This window comes from Psychroserpens sp. NJDZ02 (assembly GCF_004843725.1).
Lineage (GTDB): Bacteria > Bacteroidota > Bacteroidia > Flavobacteriales > Flavobacteriaceae > Olleya.
Genome location: NZ_CP039451.1, coordinates 858389 through 881544 on the forward strand (window position 1 = coordinate 858389; position 23156 = coordinate 881544).

A 23156-nucleotide genomic window follows, 5' to 3' on the forward strand; every position below is an offset into this window, starting at 1 on the left:
CTTGTCAAGTAAATGAGCAATTATTATTTATTAAACGCTAAAAATGAAGCCTAAAGCAGCTAAATCATCCCAAAATGTTGGGTAAGATTTTGAAACCACTTTATAATCTTCGATAATTATAGGCGTTTTTAATGCTAAAGGCGCAAATGCCATAGCCATCCGGTGGTCATTATAAGTTGCAACAGCAATATTTTGTTGTCTATTGGTTGCTTTTTTTAATGTTAAACTATTATCTGTTATGGCAACCTCTCCTCCTAATTTTTCAATTTCGGTTTTTAAGGCTATTAAACGATCTGTTTCTTTAATTTTTAAAGTATGCAATCCTGTTAAATGACACTCTAAACCTAAACCAAATGCGGTTACCGAAATAGTTTGCGCAATATCTGGTGCATTTTTTAAATCGAAATCAATTTGGGTATCCAAAGCAACTTCTTCTTCCTTTTTAAGCGTAACACTGTTATCTTTAAATGTTGTTGTCACACCAAAGGACTTATAAATTGTCGCTAAAGCGGAATCGCCTTGCAGGCTATTTTGCTTATATGAAGATAACATAATACTTGTTCCAATAGCAGACATGGCGGCAATGCTATAAAAATAGGATGCTGAAGACCAATCACTCTCTACTGTTAATTGTTGTCCGCTAACTTCCGATTGTTTTTTAGGAGCTATAGTAATTAGATTGCCTTCAAATGTAGTTTTAACACCAATCTCTTCTAACAAACTAAGTGTCATTTTAATATATGGTACCGATGTAATTTCTCCGTCAAGCGTTAATTCTATTCCGTTTTCTAATTTAGGAGCTATTAAAAGTAATGCCGAAATATACTGACTACTAACATTTGCTTTTAAAGTGACTTTATTTTTAGTTAGCTTTTTCCCTTTTATTAATAACGGCGGAAAGCCTTCGTTTTCTTTATATGTTATCTCTGCTCCCAATTGATTTAAGGCGTCTACTAAAATAGCGATTGGACGCTCCTTCATGCGTTTGGAACCTGTCAACTCGATAGCCCTTCCGTCTTGCGTAGAAAAATATGCGGTTAAAAATCGCATCGCTGTTCCTGCATGGTGTATATCTATGATTTTGTCCTGAGATGCTAATGCTTTTGACATTAATACAGAGTCATCACTATTAGACACATTACTTATTTTTATTTCTGGATATAAGGCTTGTAGCAATAATAATCTATTAGACTCGCTTTTTGATCCGGTTATTTGGATTGAAGACGTTTTATGTATTGCCGATTTATTTAAATGTAGATTCATATTCTAATGGATTCCTTGCTCTGATGTAACTAAATTTATTTCAATTTTTGATTATTATGATGTCTGTCGTGATCTCGTTTTGTTTTTATATCTAACTTTTTATCAAACGCTTCTTGCAAGTCTATACCCGTTTGATTTGCTAAACATAATACTACAAACATAACATCAGCAAGTTCTTCTCCTAAATCTTTGTTTTTATCAGATTCTTTTTCACTTTGTTCTCCATAACGCCTAGCTATAATGCGCGCCACTTCTCCAACTTCCTCTGTAAGTTGCGCCATATTGGTTAGCTCGTTAAAATAACGAACGCCATGAGCATTAATCCAGTTATCTACTTCTAATTGTGCGTTTTTGATGTCCATTTTTATTCTTTTTTAAGCACTATTTTCTCAGCTTTTTTATCTGTTCTAATTTTATAGAACTCCTTAAAATTACTATAATCAGATGCTAATATATACGTATTATTAATTTCCAAACTTACAACTATTTGAATTTTATCGCCAATTTGTTTTGTAAGATAAGAAAAAGTTAATGCGTCTGTATTAAAATTTATTGTTTCGCTTTCTGGTAACGACTCTAATTGATAGCCTTCAGTGAAAGACGAAAGAAAACAACAAAACACTATACATCAACGTACAAACCAACAAATTAAAACCATCTTTATTCTTAATTAAAAGTAATAAAGGTCAATTTCTAAACAAACTTTTAAAAACTGATCGAAAATAATATTTTTTTTCTATTGTTAATTTTTTATAAAACGCACTACAACTAATACTCTATTTGATTGAATTTACTCTAAATTATAAATATCACTACCACTTATATTTTTTTAAGCACTATTTTTTCTTGATTTTTTTCAACTATAAATTCATGAAATTTTTTAAAATCGGCATAATACTCTGGCAAAATGATAGTTCTATTTATCTCCATTTTTTTCGCTAATTGAACAATATTACCTGTTTGCTTTATTAAATAAGAAAAACTAACAGATTTATCATTAAAATCTAGCCTAGAACTTTCAGGAAGTGATTCCACCTTATAACCATCCGGTATTATAATAGTAATCGTCTGCTGCTCTAATGTTGGATATATAAAATCCATGGGGAAATCTCTAGAATCTTGGATAAAAGGATTTTCTTCTTGGCTCAAAAACAATAATGGTGAAACATAAATAAGATCTCCTATTTGTTCTGCAGATTGGTCATAAGAGAAATTATAAATTTCTGATACTGGATTAGCTAATGATTCTACATTTTTCACATCTAAGTCGGTCACAACAAGCCCTGAATTTTTCTTTTCTATATTTAAAATCAAATCCTCTTTACTTTTATTAGCAAAGTTATTCCTGTAATTATATGCTTGATAATTGGTAAACACCTGTCTTATCTTTCCTTTAAAAGAAAGGTCCTCCTCTAAATTCACACTTACTGAAACTAATTGTTTTGAAACAACATTTGGAGATAAACTAACCCAAGTAGAAGTACCGCCCTCTCTAATTAATCGTCCTTGCCAATTAATAGCTTTTTTAGGTAAAACATTAAGCGTCGTATATTGCTCCGTCGCATCTAAAAGCTGTAATTGACCCTCTGTCTCCACTGCACAAATAACATAGTTAAAACCTGTTCTTGTTGGAAATAATGGCACACCATTACTCCTTGTACTTACCAATACTGGATTCGTTTTTATTTTAGCATATCGAAGCATAGCAATTAGCATTAAATTAATATCTGCCGTATTACCAGAGCCTTCTTTATATGCGTTTTTAACACCATTTTCTGAGGTATAACCTATAAAATCATTTTTCTTAATTTTAGTTTTTACAAAGTCAAAAATTAGTTGGATTTTCTCCGTATCCGAAGCAGTACTTTTAATCAAGTTATTAATATCGTCTTCAAAATAATTAGTTTTACTAAGTTGCCCGCCAAAATCGTCGTTATCATAAATATTCCTAATTACTTTGTCCCAACTAGTAGCATAGTTTTTTACTGCTCCATCTGGACCTTTGTAAAAAGCATATTCAAAGACTACCTTAGCTCTATAATTATCAATATTATCCGTAAACGGCTCATCTACCAAAGCAGGTAAATCTTCCATATATATTTTGACTACATTCTCCTCAAAATTAAAACTAGACTTTTTAAATTCTGTACTTACTGTACGAGCTCCGCTTCTCTCTTTAGTTGTAACAGTTTCTTTTCTATCCCTTTTTGACTCTTGAATTTTTGGTACAAAAGAAGCTCTTGGACTTACAAATTTATTGTAGTTAAAATATTCAGGAGTAATAATATCTACCTCAATTTTATTAATAGGAATATCATATTGCAATACAACATCATCTATTGATAAAAAAGTTGATTTGATTTTGTACTCAAATTCTATAATGCACCCCTCTGCTAAACCAGGCATTGTAAAAGTCTTAGAACTCCAGTATTTATTATTATCTTCTTTAAAAATGTTTTCATTCTTGAGTTTGCTTTTTTCGACCTTACCATTTACAAGTTTATAAGTATAACCTTTTAGACCGACAAGGTTTTGGCGCATGGCATTGCTCTCATTATATAAGTCAACTCTCTTTGTCGCCCACTCATAGCCCTCTTTATTATATATTTTTATTCGCTCGTGATATTCAGTTTCTCGTTCAAATCCATTTGTTTTTGAAAAAGGAAAACTAGTATGTTGTTTTTTAAACAACACGACTGCATTTGCTTCAGGATAAACTGAATGGCTGGCTTCTTTTAATTCTTCTTTACTGACTTTTCCAAATTTAAAATCTTGGCATTGCCCCAAAACGGACATAAACATAAACGTTAGGATGGTTAGTTTTTTCATTTATTTAATTAGTAGTGGTTAATACTATTTTTGATTTATCGTGTTTAACAATAGCGAGTCTAAATTTTCTAAAAGCACCGTAATCCTCTTTTGAAAACTGACCTTTATTAATAATGATTTTTCTTTTGAATACTAAATTTTTGTCATCTATTTGTTTGATTGAATAGTGATATTCTCCAAACTTATTTTTAATTACAACATCGTCCTGTAATGCCTCTACTTTAACATTATCTGGCAACGTAATTTGATAGTGATCTTCGTCCACAAAACCTCTATCAATCTCAAAAGGCAATTTTCGGTTTTTATATCTTGGTGGTGCTGTTTTAAATTTATTAAAAAAGTTAGGTTGCATCAACCACCTATCTCCTGCTTTGGTAACATACTTATCAACTTGTAAGTCTAAATCTTCTTTAAAAACAATATTATTTTTATCGTTATTAAAAAGCATGCTATTTACTTGCAGGTTATTTATATCCGAAAAAACATCCTTGTAATATAGCTTGTTTTCTTTTTCTGTTTGCACCTCAATATGACTGTATTTATCGTATTGCGTCCCTTTAGATGTAATATTTAATTTGGCTTTAAAACCACCTAAACTATCTAATGTAATATCTGAGTTTATTATTTGACTGTTTTCATTTGTGCTATATATTTTTGTATGAACTATTTGCCCTCCAGATGGTGTAACAATTAAAACATCTCTATCATCTGTAAAATTAGCATTATACCCAAATGGTGTGGACTGACTAGTGCATTCTAAAGTAATATAACTGTCATTAGCAGGTATTGATAATATAGCATGATTCCCCTGTAAAGACGAAAACGAGGCATCAATACTTCGTAAATCTTCTCCTCCATAAACAATTGTATAGAAAGAGGTAACGCCAACCTCATCCAAAAGTGCTTTTGTGTAATTGGACAACCCTTTACAATCTCCATATCCCAATCTATCTACATCACTTGCAAGCATTGGTTTCCACCCTCCAATACCAACTTGCACACTTATATACCGTGTTTTGTTTTGCATAAACTGATATACAATCTTAGCTTTTTCTAAATCTGTTTTTGCATCTTTAGTAAGAGATTTAATTTCTACTTTAACAGTTTCCGGAAGTTCTTGAGTCCCATCAATTAGCTTATCACTCATCCATTTACCAAAATCACTCCAACTGTTATTGTCCCCTTCAACGCCCAACATACTAAATTGTTTAAGCGCAAATTTGACTGAAGGTGCCACATTATAAAAGGATGGACTATAAGCCTCTTTTTTTATTGCTGATAGATTATTAGCTTGATAATTATAGTCGGACATTTTTTCAATTTTAAATGCTTCTAAGTTGCTGACTTTAAAATCTAAAGGTATATCTGTATGATTTTGTATTTTATATGATGCTTTTTCTACACTTAAGTAATAGTCATCAATAGGAAACCACTGTGGTATAAAAGCAGTATTAGAAGACACCACTTCTAAATCAAATACGACAGTGTAAGGATAAGAAACAGGTATATAATTAATGTAGCGCGCTCGATTATCTGTAAAAATAGATACGCCGTCAGCAACACTAACATCTATAAAATCTTTTTTCTTGAACTTTTTAATTTCTTTTCCAAAAGCATTAAAAACTACAGCCTCTAATGTTTTAATTGATTTTAACTGATCATAATACACGACAGCTCCAATATGCCTTTGACCTCTTTCGTTTAAAACAGTAACAACGCGTTGCTCTTTAATAACTATTTTATTCCTAGATTCAATACTAACATCTATTGCACTAGAGCGGACAATGGCATTGGCATTTGATTGCAACTCTGGACTTAAAACTATAGCTTGGTAACTATCTTGAGAAAATACACTTACGGAAAAGAAAAGTATACAAATTATACTTTTTAAAAATGTGTTTGTAGGCATTACATCTAATTAGACTACAATATAGAAATTATATGATGAAAACGAAAACTGTTCGATGGATTTAGAAAGCGGGAATAGCCTTATTGTTTAAATCACTGTGTAAACCAACAACACAATAAATTAGTCTCTCTTTTTAGAATCTATAATAATAGTAACAGGACCGTCATTTATCAGCTCAACTTTCATGTCCGCTCCAAATTGACCAGTTTGAACGGACTTTCCTAAAGCTAATTGTATTGTTTTTACAAACGCCTCATACAAAGGCATAGCCACTTCAGGTCTTGCTGCTTTTATATAACTTGGTCTGTTTCCTTTTTTAGTACTGGCGTGAAGTGTAAATTGACTAACAACAATAGCATCACCTTTAGTGTCGATTAAAGATAAATTCATGACTTGATTATCATCATTAAAAATACGACAATTAGCAATTTTATTAATCAACCATTTAATATCCTCTTCCGTATCTTCTGCTACTATACCAACTAATATTAATAACCCATGACCAATATTAGCTACCTTTTTTTCATCTATAGTAACACTTGCTTTGCTAACACGTTGGATGACTGCTTTCATTTATTCTTTTTCCCAAATATCGGTTCTGTAATGCTCCTCATCTCCTTCTATAATTTGCACATAACTTTTATATCGAGAAGCAGAAATTTCATCTTTTTCTAAAGCATCTTTTACGGCGCATTTAGGCTCTTCAATATGCAAACAGTTATTAAATTTACAATCTTGTTTTAAGGCAAAAAACTCGGGAAAGTAATCACCAATTTCCTCTTTTTCCATATCTACAACACCAAAACCTTTAATTCCTGGTGTATCGATAATTCTAGCATTAAAACCTAAATCAAACATTTCTGCAAAAGTTGTGGTATGCTGACCTTGCATATGTTGAGACGATATAGCTTTTGTTTTAAGGTCCAAAGTAGGTTCTATAGCATTAACCAATGTCGATTTACCAACACCAGAATGCCCTGTAAACATACTTACCTTACCTTCCATTAATGCTTTAACTTTGTCTATATTTTTTCCGGTCTTCGCCGAAATCCCTATACACTCATAACCAATTTGTCGGTATACATGAGCCAAGTATCTAACTTCGTCTAAAGTTTCTTCGTTGTAAGTATCAATTTTATTGAATAACAACACCGCCTTTATATCATATGCTTCTGCTGTAACTAAAAAGCGATCAATAAAACTTGTAAATGTTGGAGGATTATCTATTGTGACTAATAAAAAGACTAAATCAATATTAGACGCTATAATATGCGTTTGTTTAGACAGGTTTACAGATTTACGAACAATGTAATTTTGTCTATCATGAATTTTGTCAATCACTCCTGTTTCTACATCAGATTTTGTGTCCAACTCAAAGTCCACAAAATCTCCAACCGCGATTGGATTTGTGCTTTTGATGCCTTTTAGTCTAAACTTACCTTTTATTCTGCATTCGTACGTTTGACCTAATTCGGTCTTTACTGTGTACCAGCTTCCTGTAGATTTATATACGCGTCCTGTCATTATTACAAAGATGATTAATATTAGTAAGTAAAACAAAAAAAGACTACCAAATGGTAGTCTTTTCTATATAATTAAGTAAAATTAATTAGTACTTATAAGAAATCCCTTTTTTGATAGCTTGAGAACCTCCTAATCTATTAGAACCAGCACCAACAGTTGTTTTGTCTGCTGTTAATAAAATAAATGGAAATCCTTCTTTAGCTGCAGCCATTTTCAATTTTTTCTCTGCTTTCTTATCTCCTGTATTACCTGTTTGAAAATTAACAAGTCCAGTTTTACCTCTTACTTCAGATCCCTTTTTCAAACCTGCTATGTAACTTTTGTCTTCTAAAATAACAACTTTCTCCCAGTCGTCTTTACTATTTACAACAATTTTCTCTGTTACATCTTCTACTCTTCCACTGTTATGCTTGATTTTTTCTACCGCATATTTCCCAATAGTATACTCCGTATCTTCACCATCGTAGATAAATACAATAGTATATTCCTCTACTCTAATAACCTTACCTTTAACTACTTCTCCATTGTGCTTAAAGACTTCGTCAATTTGATTTACTTTTGTAGTTTCTGCTTCTGCTTCTGCTTCTTGAGCATTTACAAAAGAACTAGTAAAAACTAATAATACGGCTAATAAAAAATTTTTCATTTTAATTTAATTTAATTTGGTTAGTCTCTTTGTGTAAACAAAGAGACCCCAAAAATAAACTTATTATTAAAACTTACAAATCCTTCGTTATCCTTTTATAATTTTTTCTTGATGATTAATAGACTCTTGGTGTATCGCTTTAAACATTTTTAAGATAAACTCTTCACTTAAGCCTTTAGACTCTCCTTCTAATACCATTTTTCCTAAAATCTCATTCCAACGTTTGCTTTGTAAAACTGCAACGTTTTTCTGTTTTTTAAGACCTCCAATACCATCAGCAATTTTCATACGTTTACCTAAAGACTCAATAATTTGATTATCTACAACGTCTATTTGTGCTCTCAGGTTAGTTAACTCATTATTGTATTCTGTTTCTGGATCAGATTCTTTTCTAATTTTTAAATCTACCATCATTTGAATTAAAGACTTAGGCGTTACTTGCTGTGCAGCATCACTCCATGCATTATCAGGATCTGTATGCGTTTCAATCATTAACCCATCAAAATTTAAATCTAATGCTGTTTGAGAGACATCAAAAACCATATCACGTTTTCCTGTAATATGCGACGGATCGTTTATTAATGGTAAATCTGGAAATCTGTTTTGAAACTCAATAGCAATTTGCCATTCTGGAATATTTCTATATTTAGTTTTCTCGTAAGTAGAAAACCCTCTATGAATTGCTCCTAAGTTTTTAATACCTGCAGTATATAATCTTTCAATACCACCTAACCATAACGCTAAATCTGGATTTACTGGATTTTTAACCAATACAATTTTATCTGTTCCCGCTAATGCATCTGCTAATTCTTGCATGATAAATGGACTAACTGTAGATCGTGCTCCAATCCAAAGTAAATCCACATCATTCTCGATTGCCAATTTTACGTGTGCCGCATTAGCAACTTCTGTACAGGTTTTCATACCTGTTTCTTCTTTTACTTTTTTAAGCCAATTTAAACCTAAAGCACCAACACCTTCAAACATTCCTGGTCTAGTACGTGGTTTCCATATACCTGCTCTAAAATAGCTAACATCCGTATCTTTTAGCTCGTGTGCTATTTTTAATACTTGCTCTTCTGTCTCTGCACTACATGGTCCAGCGATTACTAAAGGATGATCTAACTTCATGTCATCCAACCAGTTTCTCATTTCTTTTTTGTTTTCCATAATCTTCTAATCTAAAGCCTCAAAACTATTTATTTTTTTGGAGGTATTACTATTTATTGTATTCCGTTTAATATTTGTTTTATATAATTGGTGTCTTTCATTTCTTTATAAACACCATCAAAGTCGTCCTTTTCAATAAGATTTTTAAACTGTGTTAAATTGGAGATATAATCATTTAAAGTTTCGACTACATTACTTTTATTCTGTTTAAAAATTGGCGTCCACATCGCTGGACTACTTTTTGCTAATCGGACTGTACTTTCAAATCCCGAACCTGCCATATCAAAAATATCACGTTCGTTCTTTTCTTTCTCAATGACTGTTTTCCCAAGCATAAACGCACTTATGTGTGACAAATGTGACACATAAGCAATGTGCTTATCATGCGACTCCGGATTCATATAACGCATACGCATGCCTATCTCTGTAAACAAACCGACTGCTTTTTCCTGTAGTTTAAAGGCTGTTTTTTCTACTTCGCAAATGATATTTGTCTTTTGATTAAACAAATCTCTGATGGCCGCTTTTGGTCCAGAAAACTCAGTTCCCGCAATAGGATGCATTGCTAAAAAATTACGTCGTCTTGGATGGTTCTCTACCACTTTACAGATATCAGACTTAGTCGAACCAACATCAGCAACTAACGTAAAATCTGATATTTTATCAAGCACATCCGGCAAAACACTAACAGAAGCATCCACTGGAATAGCTAATATGACCAAATCTGCCTTATCTAAATCTGTAAAAGTGGCTTTATGATCAATAACACCAAGCTCCAAAGCTTGATTTATATGGTCTTCGGATTTATCAACACCAAAAATGGTTACTTCAGGACGTTTATTTTTTATATCTAAAGCCAAGCTACCGCCAATTAATCCTACACCAATTATGTATATATTTTGTATCATACTCTCGCTATTGCGTCTTCTATTTGTTCAGTCGTTGCACACAACGAAAATCTTACATATCCTTCCCCTTGTGTTCCAAAAACCGTTCCTGGTGTTATAAATAAGCTTTTATCATGTAGCAACGTGTCTATAAATGTTTCTGATTTATAACCGTCTGGTGCTTTTGCCCAAACAAATAAACCTGAAGCTTCTTTATCATATGTACAGTTTAATTTATCCGCTAACTGCCAAACTAATTTACGGCGTTCTGTATACACCGTATTTAACTTATCAAACCAATCTTGCGGACTATTTAATGCAGCTATTGCTCCCTTCTGAATCCCGTAAAACATACCCGAATCCATATTACTTTTTACTTTTAAAACCGCATTAATATGTTCTGGACTTCCTAAAACCATTCCTACTCTCCAGCCAGCCATATTAAAAGTTTTACTTAGAGAGTTTAACTCCAAACAAACTTCTTTTGCGCCTTCAACATTTAAAATACTTAACGGCTTATCGTTTAAAATAAAACTATAAGGATTATCATTTACTAGTAAAATATCATGCTTTTTAGCAAAATCCACTAACTTTTTTAAATCCGTTTTAGAGGCTTTAGCACCTGTTGGCATATGCGGATAACTGGTCCACATAATTTTAACTTTACTTAAATCTAATTTTTCAATCTCCTCTAAATTAGGTAACCAATTATTGCTTTCATCTAAATTATAAGCGATAGGATTTGCTTGCACCAATTTAGTCACAGCTGCATACGTTGGGTATCCAGGATTAGGAATTAACGCGCCATCACCTTCATTTAAAAAAGCTAAAGAAATATGCATAATCCCTTCCTTACTTCCCATTAATGGTAATACCTCTGTATCTGGATTAATGTGTGTATGATAGTGCACTTTATAAAACGCTGCAATAGCTTGTCTAAACTCGGGTAAGCCCTGATAACTTTGATATTTATGCGCATTAGCATCTAACAAACCTTCTGTTAATGCTGCAACAACTTGCTTTGACGGTTTTAAATCTGGACTTCCAATTCCTAAATTAATGATAGGTTTCCCTGCTGCTTTTAAAGCATTAACCTCCTTTAACTTTTTAGAAAAGTAGTATTCCTCTACACTATGTAATCTGTTAGCTACTTCCATTATATTTTTGCATTTTTATATTGACCAATAACCTTAAAATGTGTGGCCATAATATCCATTATTGATTTGGCTTTTTTGAAATCTTGATAATCCTGAAATGTAACATCTACAAAAAAGGCATATTTCCAAGGGGTTTCAACTATTGGTAAGGATTGTATTTTTGTTAAGTTTAGTTTGCAATCACTCATGACATTCAAAATGGTTGCTAAACTTCCTCTTTTATGATCTAATTCAAATTTGATAGATGCTTTATTTATTTCAGCTTCAGCGATTTCAGAATTATCTTCTTTAACAATAACAAAACGGGTTTCGTTATGTTTAATCGTCTGAATACTTTTTGCTAAAATGTCTAACTCAAATATCTCTGCAGCTAAAGCACTAGCAATAGCTCCTGTGTTTTTTAATTGTTTTATATGAATACGCTCCGCAACCTCAGCAGTATCCTTATCTTCTATAAGTTTAATATGAGGATATTGTTTAAAAAAGGCTTTACACTGTAGTAACGCCATAGGATGAGAATACACTTCTGTAATATCCTCTATCTTCTGATTGGGAAGCGCCATTAAATTATGCTGAATATCTAAATAATACTCGCCAACAATATGCAAATTATTAGTATCTATTAAGGCATAATTAGGAATAATAGAGCCTGCAATGGAATTCTCAATAGCCATTATAGCTGCATCTGTCTCCTTTTTAAGCACGCTGTCTACTGTTTGATCAAAAGACATAAATGGCACAATACTAACATTAGTCTTAAAATAATTTTGAGACACAATGTGATGAAACGATCCTTTAATACCTTGTATGGCTACTGATTTTATCAAAATTTCTATTTTTTTTATTCCTTTTCAACTTATGTTGAATCGTTTTAAATCACTCGTTTTAAATTCAATAGGACTTCTTTAAACAAAAAAAAGTCTCGATATATATCGAGACTTTTTTAAAAATATATGTTATAAAATTACATATACACCGTCTCGTTCCTTTTGTTAAAAAAGAAATAATACCAGCTAAAATATGTAGTGTTTATTGTGCTCATGTTTGTAATAATACTGCTAAAGTAATTAATTAAATGACATAACAAAATACTAAGTATCTATTTTTACGCTTTTTAGTAAAGTTTTAAAGATTTATTAATAATCTATGGTTTAAATTACAGAATGTCTATTTTTGAGTAAACATTACAAGTATGTCAATTAAGGTAGAAAACATTACTAAAATTTACGGCTCACAAAAAGCTTTAAACAATATTTCTTTTGAAATTAATAGACCAGAAATCGTTGGTTTTCTAGGCCCAAATGGTGCCGGAAAATCAACTATGATGAAGATTCTAACCACTTACATCAATCCTACTGAAGGACAAGCACAGGTTAATGGTCATGATATTTTAACCAACACTAAGAATGTTCAAAAAAGTGTTGGCTACTTGCCAGAACACAACCCTTTATATTTAGAACAATATGTGCGAGAATACCTAAGCTTTAATGCCGATGTTTATAATGTTGATAAAGCACGTATTGAAGAGGTTATTACACTAACAGGATTAACACCAGAAGCGCATAAAACTATTGGTCAACTATCAAAAGGATACAGACAACGTGTTGGCTTAGCCAATGCTTTACTGCACAACCCAGAAGTTTTAATTTTAGATGAACCAACAACTGGTTTGGACCCAAATCAATTAATTGATATCAGAAACCTAATAAAAGACTTAGGAAAAGACAAAACCGTCTTTTTATCGACACACATCATGCAAGAGGTTGAAGCCATGTGTGATCGTGTTATTATTATTAATAAAGGTGAAATTGTTGCTAACAAAAAACTAAAAGATTTGCGTGATGGACAAGAGCAAATTGTAATTGTTGAATTTGACTATAGAGTGGAAGATGCTTTTTTACTGAAGCTTCCCAACGCTAAGACTGTAAAAAACACACATGATTTTATATATGAAATCACATTTACTACTTCCGAAGATATGCGTAGCCACGTGTTTGATTTTGCACATGACAACCAATTGAAGATTTTGCAATTGAATCAGAAAAACGCGAGTTTAGAGAGTTTGTTTAGAGAACTAACTAGTTAATTACTCAAAAATAACACGACCATCAAACAACTCTGTGATAGTTGTCATCGGTGGCGTATTTACGGATATAACATCTCCTGTGCTTACTAAATTAGCGATTAAACTGAGTTGTGGATTTACGATAATATCATTTGTTCCGCGATGATAAATGCTAACATTTTGAGCGACTAAATAGCGTCCTTCAAAACGCCCATTTCCAGAGGCATGATTTATATTTAAGTTTTCAGTTGTTCCAGAAATTGTACTTGTAGACAGGTTATTAATTACCAATGCTAAATTGGTACAATTAAGTTCCAAATTAAAATTACCAACATTGTAATAATCGCCACCATAATCTTCTGACAGCAATCTTAATTCAGGAAAATTTAAAATACCAACACTATGCACGTCTAGGTTGCTACTATTTCTAATTTCGGTTAGATCTGGAGTTGTAACGTATACTTTTGTAACCCCATAATCTCTAGTTAGATTACAGTCATTATTATCTCTTAATATTAATTTTCCGTTTTCAACAAAAACTTCGATATCATTAGCCAAGTTTTCACCGGTCTCCAAAACGACTTTTTGAGTCAATCCTTGTTTTACAAACAATTCGACATTTTTATACACTATGATTTTTGAAAACAAAGCAACGCCAATCTCTTTTTGGATAATGTCCCCTGTACTCTGAAAACAATCAGGCGCATTTTCAGAATTGCACCCTAACAGAAAAACTGTAGTTAAAACAAGTAATAACTTTTTCATATAATTTCCGCGAAAGCGGTGTGTTTTTAAATAATAAAAAGGTTTTGCATCATCTGCGAAACAATAATTACAGACGTATTCCTATTCCAAATTCGACTGCTTCTGCTTTTGCACCATGCGACTTTAAGCTTAATACACCATACATTTTATCCCCAAAATAGCGTTTTAGACCTATTCGGTTATACATGCGACCTTCAAAATCAAACGGATAATACACATAATACCCTAATTGTGTGATTAAAGACGTTTTATTAATAAATAATTCGTGCCCCACAAATAGACCAACACGTTTATAATCCTCATCTCCAGACACATTATCTTCTGGAAAAGCAACAGATTTATATCTAATATGAGTTTTCAAAAAGTTAGAGAAAAACACATCTGCTCCTACTTGTATCGCACTTTTATGATTTAAGCGTTTATCTGCATAAGCAGATACTACATAAAAAGCATATTGGCCAGAATCGATAATATCACTCTCGTTAACACCCGTTCTTAAAGCAAAATTGTATTTTACTTTTTCCGTAAACTTCTCATCTACGTGTTTTATATATTCAGGCGTATTTTCTGCATCCAAAGTATAATTCACACCTAAATTAAAAGCAATAGTATTTATAGAACTGTTTGGCGCCTTTACATTAGCATTAGAGTAATGTATTAATGATAAACCTGTTTGTATTCCGAAATTTTTAAAGATGTTTTCTTTTTTATAATTCAGCATTAAATAAGTACTACTTAAAATTTGTGTACCAAAAGCATTGTTACGATAGTTATCTACCTTATCATATGGATTACTATTATAAGTCAAACCTTGACCGATTCTAAACATTAAATTTCTTTTAAAAAAATAGAAATTATAATGCGCATAAACGCCAAAGTTATTACCTAAAGTTTCATTTTTTAAATCTTGATAAATTATGGACGCCCCGTAATCAGGGTAATTAAATCGACTTTCCCAAGCCTTTTTACCAAATGTTTTTTGATTATAACTTAAAATAAAACCCGTTGGGTGTCCTTTTATCAAATGAGAGATGTCACTATTGTGTTCGGCTATATTTCCATAGAAAAAATCGGCATCAAGCGTAAACGGAATTTTTTCTTCTTGGGCTGTAGCAAAGAACATGCAACAAAAGAGTAAGCAACTAAAATAAGACTTCATTAAACACTAAAAATTAGTTAACAAAAGTACTTAAATTAAATAAAGCATGAAGTGCTTATTGAAGAATTACTATTCAAAAAGATTAGAAGACAAATAACGATCACCTCTATCACAAATTATAGCAACAATAACACCTTGATCTATGGTTTCAATCAATTTTAAGGCAGTAGCAACCGATCCTCCACTGCTCATTCCAGCTAAAACACCTTCTTCTTTAGCTAAGCGTCTTGTCATAATTGTGGCTTCTTCTTGACTAACTTCTATTACTTGATCCACTTTAGAAGGATTAAAAATACTAGGCACGTAGTCTGGAGACCATTTTCTAATCCCAGGTATTCTTGCGCCATCTGCTGGTTGTGCCCCAATAATTTGAATATTTTTATTTTGTTCTTTTAAAAACGTTGATGTTCCCATAATGGTCCCTGTCGTTCCCATTGCAGATACAAAATGGGTAACTTCTCCTTTTGTATCTCTCCAAATTTCTGGTCCAGTAGTCTTATAATGCGCTTTCCAGTTATCGTCATTCTCAAACTGATTTAACAATAAATACCCTTTATCGTCTCGCATTTGAAAAGCAATATCTCTAGATCCCTCAATACCTTTATCTGCACTAGTCAATATAACCTCAGCGCCATAAGCACGCATCGTTTTAACACGCTCTACAGTAGAATTTTCAGGCATCACTAAGGATATTTTTATCCCAAATAAACTAGCCACATAGGCCAAAGCAATACCTGTGTTTCCACTAGTCGCTTCTACTAAATGACCTCCTTTTTTAATATCACCGCGTTTGACTGCCTCGGCAATCATATTATACGCAGGTCTATCTTTAACGCTTCCGCCAGGATTATTACCTTCTAATTTTAGATACAATTTCACGTTTGGTTTAGACACCAAATGCGACACTTCCACTAAAGGTGTATTTCCTATTTGATCTAAAATACTCATGCTTTTATCTTTTACTTATTTTTATATCTGACTTATAAGTGACTAATGAGCTTTCTGGAATAGACTTAGTAATCCATACATTAGCACCAATAATACTGCCTTCGCCAATGACCACATCTCCTCCTAAAATTGTTGCATTTGCATAAATAGTAACATTATTTTTAATAGTTGGATGTCTTTTGGTATTTCCTAGTTCCTTTTCAACTTTAATTCCTCCTAAAGTAACTCCTTGATAAATAATAACATTATTATGTATCACAGCTGTTTCTCCTATAACTACACCTGTCGCATGATCTATAAAAAAAGAATGACCAATAGTTGCACCTGGGTGAATATCTGTACCGGTGACACCATGGGAATACTCAGAAATCATTCTTGGTAATATTGGAATACCTAATTGCCATAAAATATGACTAATACGATACATAGCAATCGCATAAAACCCTGGATATGCTAAGTAGACTTCTTTAACACTTTTTGCTGCTGGATCACTATTATAAGCTGCTTCAGCATCTAGTTGCAATTTTGGTTTTAAAGCTTTTATTTCAGCAATAAATTGTTCCCATTTGGTATTACAAAGCCCACAATCCAGAGCTTCCGAAACATAAAAGAAAGCCGTTTTAATATTTTTTAAAAGCTCCTCTTGTTTATCATGCACCTCTAATGCACAATAGAATAACTCTTTTGCAAGATCTTCAACTTTTTCTTTAAACCTAAATGGAATTTGCAATGTCTCCTGCATACTATAATATTGTTTACAATGGTTAAAGCTAATTCTATTTTTAAAACATGCAGTATATCTAAACAAGAATTTAACAACTTAATCAGTTATAATATTACCAATTACAAGCTTATATTCCTATTTTAGCTATTAAACAATAGCTTTTACAACTGCTTTTGGAGACTCTTTACGCGTACCATCAAAACCATCTATTCCGCTTACTGTTGTATATTTTAAAACAAACTTTTTGCCTGGATTTAATATTTTATAAGCCGATTGACACATTAGTGTTGCCTCATGAAATCCACAAAGAATTAATTTTAATTTCCCTTCATATGTATTAACATCACCAATAGCAAAGATGCCAGGGATGTTTGTTTGATAATCTACAGTGTTTACTTTTATTGCATTTTTTTCTATCTCTAACCCCCAATCTCCAATAGGTCCTAATTTTGGTGACAACCCAAATAGCGGTATAAAATAATCCGTTTCTAAAATCGATTCTATCCCCTCTTTACTAATAGTAATCCCTTCAATATGATCTACACCATGTAACGCTGTAACTTCAGCAGGAGTAATTAAGTTTATTTTATTTACGAGTTTTAATTCTTGAACTTTCTCTACAGAATCTAATGCACCTCTAAATTCGTTTCTTCTATGCACTAGCGTAACACTTGAAGCGACATCCGCTAAAAAGATTGCCCAATCTAGTGCCGAATCTCCTCCTCCAGCAATAATCACTTTTTTATCTCTATACAATTCTGGATCTTTAATAAAATAATTAACCCCATTATCTTCGTATTTCTCAATATTTTCCAACTTAGGTTTTCTTGGCTCAAAACTACCTAGACCTCCGGCAATAGCTACAATCGGAGCATGATGTTGTGTCCCTTTATTTGTCGTTACAATAAAACTACCATCCTCTTGTTTATCTATAGTTTCGGCACGTTCTCCTAAAGTAAATCCTGGCTGAAATTGTTTCCCCTGCTCTAATAAATTACCCGTTAAATCTCCTGCTAGTATTTCTGGAAAACCAGGAATATCATAAATAGGTTTTTTAGGATATAATTCGGAGCACTGACCTCCTGGCTGAGGCAATGCATCAATTAAATGGCACTTTAATTTCAATAATCCTGCCTCAAAAACGGTAAATAAACCGGTAGGTCCCGCTCCAATTATTAAGATATCTGTTTTAATCATATTATTTTCTTTTGATCATTACGAGGACGAATGACGAAGTAATCTCCCTTTTATAAAAAGATTGCTTCACTATGTTCGCAATGACGTTAATTAATTAAACCTTTAGTAAATTCATTTAAAGTCTCTACTTTTTGTTCAAAATCTCCTTTTATAGTCTTTCGATAGACATTAAGATTTTTAACCAAATCATCTATATTTTCTGGTATTACATCTTCAAAAAACTGACGTAATCGTTTTGCTGTTGTTGGTGATTTTCCGTTAGTCGAAATCGCGACTTTCACATTACCTTTTGTGACTATACCTCCCATATAAAAGTCGCAATAAGGCGGATTATCAGCCACATTAACTAATTTGCTTTGTGCTCTACAATCGTTATAAACTTGCACATTAACCTCTGGAATATCTGTGGTGGCCACCACCATATGTTTTCCTTCTAAATAGTTAACGTTATACGTATCGTTAACCCTTGTAACGTTCCCCTTTTCAGCAACCGCAATAGTGCCTTCTCTAAACATCGGGGACACCATTGTGACATTAGCATCTGGACTAGACTTTAATAAAAATGTTAGTTTTTCTTCAGCGACATTACCACCACCAATAATAAGGACTTCAAGATTTTTTACCTTTAAAAAAACGGGATATAAACTATTTCTTTCCATAAATTTTAAGCTGAAATAGGTAGTGTAAATTTAGAAGCTAAATTTGATTGCTCGTACATTGAAGATAAATCAACACGCTGATTAACAACCTCGCCTATAATGATAATTGCTGGGGATGACAATTGTTTTTCTTCAACAATGGCTCCGATAGTACTAATCGTTCCAATGCCAACTTTCTCATCCTCTCTAGTTCCATTCTGAATAACTGCAACTGCAGTATCAGCTTTACCTTCTGCTGTAAAAATGGAAACAATTTCTGATAATTTGCTCATGCCCATTAAAATTACAATTGTTGCTGTTGATTTTGCTGCTAGTGCAATATCCCCTGAAATTTCATGAGATTTGGTTGTCCCGGTAATTACCCAAAAACTCTCAGAAGCATTACGTTTTGTTAAAGGAATTCCTTGAGAAGCTGGCACGGCTGCAGATGATGATATACCAGGCACCACTGCCACTTCTATAGCATATTCCTTAGCATAATCCAGTTCTTCTGCACCACGCCCAAATATAAATGGGTCCCCCCCTTTTAATCGGACCACATGACCAAATCGTAGCGCACGTTCAATAATTAATTGATTTATTTGACTTTGCTGATAGGCATAACATCCTTTTCGTTTTCCTACAAAAATGATTTCTGCCGTTTTTGAAGCATACGCTAACAAATCAGCATTGACCAACGCATCATACAAAATAACATCTGCAGATTGTATCGCTTTTATTGCCTTTAGTGTTATTAAATCTGGATCTCCTGGTCCTGCGCCAACAACTGTTAATTTTGGATGTATCATGAAACTTAATGTTTAATAGTATTATACAGCAGCCACTGTCTTTTCTCTAAAACCTCTTACTTTTTCTAAAAATTGTTCTGCATTTTCTATATATCGTGCTGCAAAAGCTTCCGTTGGAGGAAACACTTTTATTTGATAAATTAAATCTGCAAAAGAAACCTCCAAGTCTATTTTTTTAGTGTCAATAAACAATGTTTCAAAATCACTGATTATTCCTGCTTGTGTATTCGTTTTTATGTCTTCAGAAATTAGTATCGCTTTCGCTGAATTAACCATAGATCGATACGCTTCATAAATAGCTCCGGAATACACTTTGTTATCAAAAGACTGTTTTGCTTCTTCAATTTTCTCATCACTTTCAAGAAACAATGTTGCAATTAAATCGATAACAACACCGGCACACTCCCCAATTCCAATAGCTTTGACATATGCTTCTTCCGTACCCCAATCAATAAAATCCTCTTGCGTTAAATTGTCGACATTAGATAAATCTTTTAATAAATCATAGAAATACTTCTCTCCATTTACTTTATAATATTCTGAAAACACTAAACCTTTGCCATTAGCTTCGTAATCATTAAGAATACGACGCAATGCTTCTGGCCCTCTTCTACTTGGGACTTTAACCACTTTATCAGCAAAACTAGCATTACCATTCCCAAAATTACCACCTCCTAAAAGCACTTGTAAAGCTGGTGCTACTAATTTATCTTTTGTACGAATAGACATCCCTTGAAAACCAATATTTGCCATATTGTGTTGTCCACAAGCATTCATACAACCACTAATTTTAATCACTAAATCTTCGTTTTCTAAATAACTAGGATATTCTGTTTTTATAACACGTTCCAATTCTTCAGCAATTCCTGTACTACTAGAAATCCCTAAATTACAGGTGTCCGTTCCTGGGCAAGCTGTAATATCTACTGCTTTATTATAACCAATTTCTGTAAATCCTAGTTTTTCCAATTCGGTATAGAAAAAAGTCAGCAACTCTGCTTTTACAAATGGGATTACAATATTTTGTCTTAAACTTAATCTAATTTCACCTGCTGCATATTGCTCCACTAAATCTGCTAATAAACGGGCTTTATCAGTATAAAAATCACCTAATAACACTTTAATCCCAATAGCAAAATAGCCGTCTTGCTTTTGCGGAATGACATTAGTTGCTTTCCATAAATCAAAAGCAACTTGATCCTTTAATATAACCTTTGGAACTGAAACCGATACTGGAATTGAGGTCGTATAATTTGCTTCGTCTATAGTAACCGTTTTAAATGCTATTGCATTTTGCTCTTCTTCAACTAAAACCTTAAACGCTTCTAAACCTATATCTTTGATTAAAAATTTTAATCGCGCTTTCGCACGACTCTTACGCTCACCATAACGATCAAAAACTCTCAAAACACCTTCCATTAAAGGAATAATTTTATCAGAAGCTAAGAAAGTGTAAAATAAATCTGCATGTCTTGGTTGAGACCCTAATCCACCACCAAGCATCACCTTAAAACCTTTAACTCCATTTTTAATTTTAGCAATAAATCCTAAATCGTGCATGTATGATAAGCCTGTATCTTCATCCGTTCCAGAAAAAGACACTTTAAATTTCCGACCCATTTCTTGACAAATTGGATTACGTAAAAAGAATTTAAAAACAGCATCAGCATAAGGCGACACATCAAAAGGCTCGTTAATATCTATTCCTGCAGTTTCACTTGCTGTTACATTTCTAACTGCGTTCCCACAAGCCTCTCTTAGTGTGACATTATCTCGCTCTAATTCTGCCCAAAGTTCTGGCGTTCTGTTTAAATCTACATAATGAATTTGAATATCTTGACGCGTCGTAATATGCAATCTGCTTCTGGAATATTTATCAGATACCTCAGCAATACGTCGGAGTTGGTTACTTAATACTTTTCCGTAAGGTAGTTTTATACGAATCATTTGTACACCGTCCTGACGTTGCCCATAAACCCCACGTGCTAAACGTAAACTTCTAAATTTTTCTTCATCAATTTTTCCGTTATTAAATAGCTCAATCTTATTGGCTAATTCAATTATATCCTTTTGTACTAAAGGGTTCTCAATTTCGGTTCTAAAGCTTTGCATTTAATTATATATAATCCCTATAGACTTAATAGGGTAATGAAAATAAATTTATTAGTTTAAGCGCATTGGGTATTCAATATTTCTATTGAATAAACCCTGCTCCTACCGTATTATTGGATTTAGTATCAATGATAATAAATGACCCATTTGTTCTATGGTCTTTAAAAGCATCATAAAACACCGGTTTGTTTAATTTAAACGTCACAGTGGCAATATCATTCATCCCTAACCCCGCAATAGACTCCTCTATCCCTGAATAATCTGGATTAATTTTATGGTGAATCGTATCTACTTTAGCCAATACTTTATTAACACCATGCTGTATAACATACTTATTACCTGCTGTTAAATTCTGAGAATCCATCCAAGAAATAGTTGCCGTAAATTGTTTATCTATTATTGGTAAATCATTTGCTTTTACAATCATATCACCACGACTAATATTAACATCGTCCTCTAACGTAATTAAAACTGAAGAACGACGTGATGCCGTTTGTACTTTTTGATCGTAAAAATGAATCTCTTTAATTTTAGATTTAGTTTGTGATGGTAAAATGACAACATCATCACCAACACTTAACTCACCTCCATACACTTTACCAGCATATCCTCTAAAATCATGATAGTCTTCCGTTTTTGGACGAATAACATATTGCACAGGAAATCTTGGTGTCCCAGCATTAAACACATCTTTTTGATCAATAGTCTCTAAATGTTCTAACAATGTTTCTCCTGAATACCACGGTGTATTATCAGATTTATTAACAACATTATCTCCTTTTAACGCACTAACTGGAATAAATGTAATGCTTTGATCTTGATAATCTCGCTTGCTCATTAAAGCTTCAAAGTCAGCTTTGATTTCGTTATATCTTTCTTCAGAAAAATCAACTAAATCCATTTTATTTATCGCTACAATTACGGTTTTTATGCGTAACAGATTATTGATAAAAAAGTGACGATTAGTTTGCTCGATCACCCCTTTTCTTGCATCTATTAACACAATTGCTACTTGCGATGTTGAGGCACCAGTGACCATATTTCTAGTATATTCAACATGACCAGGTGTATCGGCAATAATATAACTTTTAGCTGCTGTCGAAAAATAAATATGTGCCACATCTATTGTAATACCTTGCTCTCTCTCTGCGACTAAACCATCCGTTGCTAAAGAAAAATCAAGATAATCGTAACCTAGTTGTTTACTCTTTTTCTCTATAGCTTCTAACTTATCTGTAGTTAGTGATTTAGTATCGTAAAGTAATCTTCCGATTAAAGTACTTTTACCATCATCTACACTTCCTGCTGTTGCTATTTTTAAAACGTCCATATTTTTGGGCTGTTAGTCATTTAT

21 protein-coding genes are annotated in these 23156 nt (G+C 32.8%); 1 reads left to right on the top strand and 20 read right to left on the bottom strand.

Annotated elements, in window-relative coordinates; genetic code table 11:
• Window positions 1–30 precede the first annotated feature (30 nt).
• The 11 genes from E9099_RS03845 to E9099_RS03895 form a co-directional block, all read right to left on the bottom strand.
• Entirely contained in the window at window positions 31–1263 is a 1233-nt protein-coding gene (locus tag E9099_RS03845) for a 3-phosphoshikimate 1-carboxyvinyltransferase (RefSeq protein ID WP_136582397.1), read from the bottom strand.
• 35 nt (window positions 1264–1298) lie between these two features.
• Window positions 1299–1625 (bottom strand): nucleotide pyrophosphohydrolase, encoded by a 327-nt coding sequence (locus E9099_RS03850; protein ID WP_136582398.1) that lies wholly within the window; start codon window positions 1623–1625, stop codon window positions 1299–1301.
• A gap of 457 nt (window positions 1626–2082) precedes the next feature.
• A complete protein-coding gene (locus E9099_RS03855; protein WP_136582399.1) occupies window positions 2083–4092 on the bottom strand; it encodes a DUF3857 domain-containing protein in 2010 nt (669 codons plus the stop codon).
• A 4-nt stretch (window positions 4093–4096) separates the two neighbouring features.
• Window positions 4097–6001: a DUF3857 domain-containing protein gene (locus tag E9099_RS03860; RefSeq protein WP_136582400.1), complete on the bottom strand. Its 1905-nt coding sequence runs from the start codon at window positions 5999–6001 to the stop codon at window positions 4097–4099.
• 120 nt (window positions 6002–6121) lie between these two features.
• A complete protein-coding gene (gene dtd, locus E9099_RS03865) occupies window positions 6122–6574 on the bottom strand; it encodes a D-aminoacyl-tRNA deacylase (RefSeq protein ID WP_136582401.1) in 453 nt (150 codons plus the stop codon).
• Complete coding sequence (gene rsgA / locus E9099_RS03870; RefSeq protein WP_136582402.1) at window positions 6575–7525, bottom strand: ribosome small subunit-dependent GTPase A; 951 nt, start codon at window positions 7523–7525, stop codon at window positions 6575–6577.
• A gap of 85 nt (window positions 7526–7610) precedes the next feature.
• Window positions 7611–8171, bottom strand: a complete 561-nt coding sequence (locus tag E9099_RS03875; protein WP_136582403.1) for a hypothetical protein — start codon at window positions 8169–8171, stop codon at window positions 7611–7613.
• A gap of 87 nt (window positions 8172–8258) precedes the next feature.
• Window positions 8259–9341: a bifunctional 3-deoxy-7-phosphoheptulonate synthase/chorismate mutase type II gene (locus E9099_RS03880; protein ID WP_136582404.1), complete on the bottom strand. Its 1083-nt coding sequence runs from the start codon at window positions 9339–9341 to the stop codon at window positions 8259–8261.
• A gap of 53 nt (window positions 9342–9394) precedes the next feature.
• Complete coding sequence (locus E9099_RS03885; protein WP_136585128.1) at window positions 9395–10246, bottom strand: prephenate dehydrogenase; 852 nt, start codon at window positions 10244–10246, stop codon at window positions 9395–9397.
• Window positions 10246–11388: a pyridoxal phosphate-dependent aminotransferase gene (locus E9099_RS03890; RefSeq protein ID WP_136582405.1), complete on the bottom strand. Its 1143-nt coding sequence runs from the start codon at window positions 11386–11388 to the stop codon at window positions 10246–10248. The genes E9099_RS03885 and E9099_RS03890 overlap by 1 nt, the downstream gene beginning before the upstream one ends.
• The gene (locus tag E9099_RS03895; protein ID WP_136582406.1) at window positions 11385–12212 is read right to left on the bottom strand and encodes a prephenate dehydratase; all 828 of its coding nucleotides are present in this window, start codon (window positions 12210–12212) and stop codon (window positions 11385–11387) included. Before E9099_RS03895 ends, E9099_RS03890 begins: the two co-directional genes overlap by 4 nt.
• Window positions 12213–12577: 365 nt before the next feature.
• On the opposite strand from E9099_RS03895, the gene gldA reads away from it, so the two are divergent.
• The gene (gene gldA / locus E9099_RS03900; RefSeq protein ID WP_136582407.1) at window positions 12578–13471 is read left to right on the top strand and encodes a gliding motility-associated ABC transporter ATP-binding subunit GldA; all 894 of its coding nucleotides are present in this window, start codon (window positions 12578–12580) and stop codon (window positions 13469–13471) included.
• On the opposite strand, the gene E9099_RS03905 is transcribed toward gldA, so the two are convergent.
• The 9 genes from E9099_RS03905 to E9099_RS03945 all read right to left on the bottom strand — a co-directional run bounded on the left by E9099_RS03905 (window position 13472) and on the right by E9099_RS03945 (window position 23132).
• Window positions 13472–14215 carry a head GIN domain-containing protein gene (locus E9099_RS03905; protein ID WP_136582408.1) on the bottom strand — a complete coding sequence of 248 codons (744 nt, stop codon included), beginning with the start codon at window positions 14213–14215 and terminating at the stop codon, window positions 13472–13474.
• Window positions 14216–14282: 67 nt separating this feature from the next.
• Window positions 14283–15338 (bottom strand): acyloxyacyl hydrolase, encoded by a 1056-nt coding sequence (locus E9099_RS03910; RefSeq protein ID WP_240788949.1) that lies wholly within the window; start codon window positions 15336–15338, stop codon window positions 14283–14285.
• A 105-nt stretch (window positions 15339–15443) separates the two neighbouring features.
• On the bottom strand, window positions 15444–16322 hold the full coding sequence (gene cysM / locus E9099_RS03915) for a cysteine synthase CysM (RefSeq protein ID WP_136582410.1): 879 nt from the start codon (window positions 16320–16322) through the stop codon (window positions 15444–15446).
• A gap of 4 nt (window positions 16323–16326) precedes the next feature.
• Entirely contained in the window at window positions 16327–17064 is a 738-nt protein-coding gene (epsC, locus tag E9099_RS03920; protein ID WP_136582411.1) for a serine O-acetyltransferase EpsC, read from the bottom strand.
• 129 nt (window positions 17065–17193) lie between these two features.
• Window positions 17194–18243, bottom strand: coding sequence for an NAD(P)/FAD-dependent oxidoreductase (locus E9099_RS03925; RefSeq protein WP_136582412.1), 1050 nt, complete (start codon window positions 18241–18243; stop codon window positions 17194–17196).
• Window positions 18244–18329: 86 nt separating this feature from the next.
• Complete coding sequence (locus E9099_RS03930; protein ID WP_136582413.1) at window positions 18330–18902, bottom strand: bifunctional precorrin-2 dehydrogenase/sirohydrochlorin ferrochelatase; 573 nt, start codon at window positions 18900–18902, stop codon at window positions 18330–18332.
• A 5-nt stretch (window positions 18903–18907) separates the two neighbouring features.
• Window positions 18908–19690 (bottom strand): uroporphyrinogen-III C-methyltransferase, encoded by a 783-nt coding sequence (cobA, locus tag E9099_RS03935; protein WP_136582414.1) that lies wholly within the window; start codon window positions 19688–19690, stop codon window positions 18908–18910.
• Window positions 19691–19711: 21 nt separating this feature from the next.
• Window positions 19712–21802: a HEPN domain-containing protein gene (locus E9099_RS03940; protein WP_136582415.1), complete on the bottom strand. Its 2091-nt coding sequence runs from the start codon at window positions 21800–21802 to the stop codon at window positions 19712–19714.
• 82 nt (window positions 21803–21884) lie between these two features.
• Complete coding sequence (locus E9099_RS03945; protein WP_136582416.1) at window positions 21885–23132, bottom strand: sulfate adenylyltransferase subunit 1; 1248 nt, start codon at window positions 23130–23132, stop codon at window positions 21885–21887.
• Window positions 23133–23156: the final 24 nt, after the last annotated feature.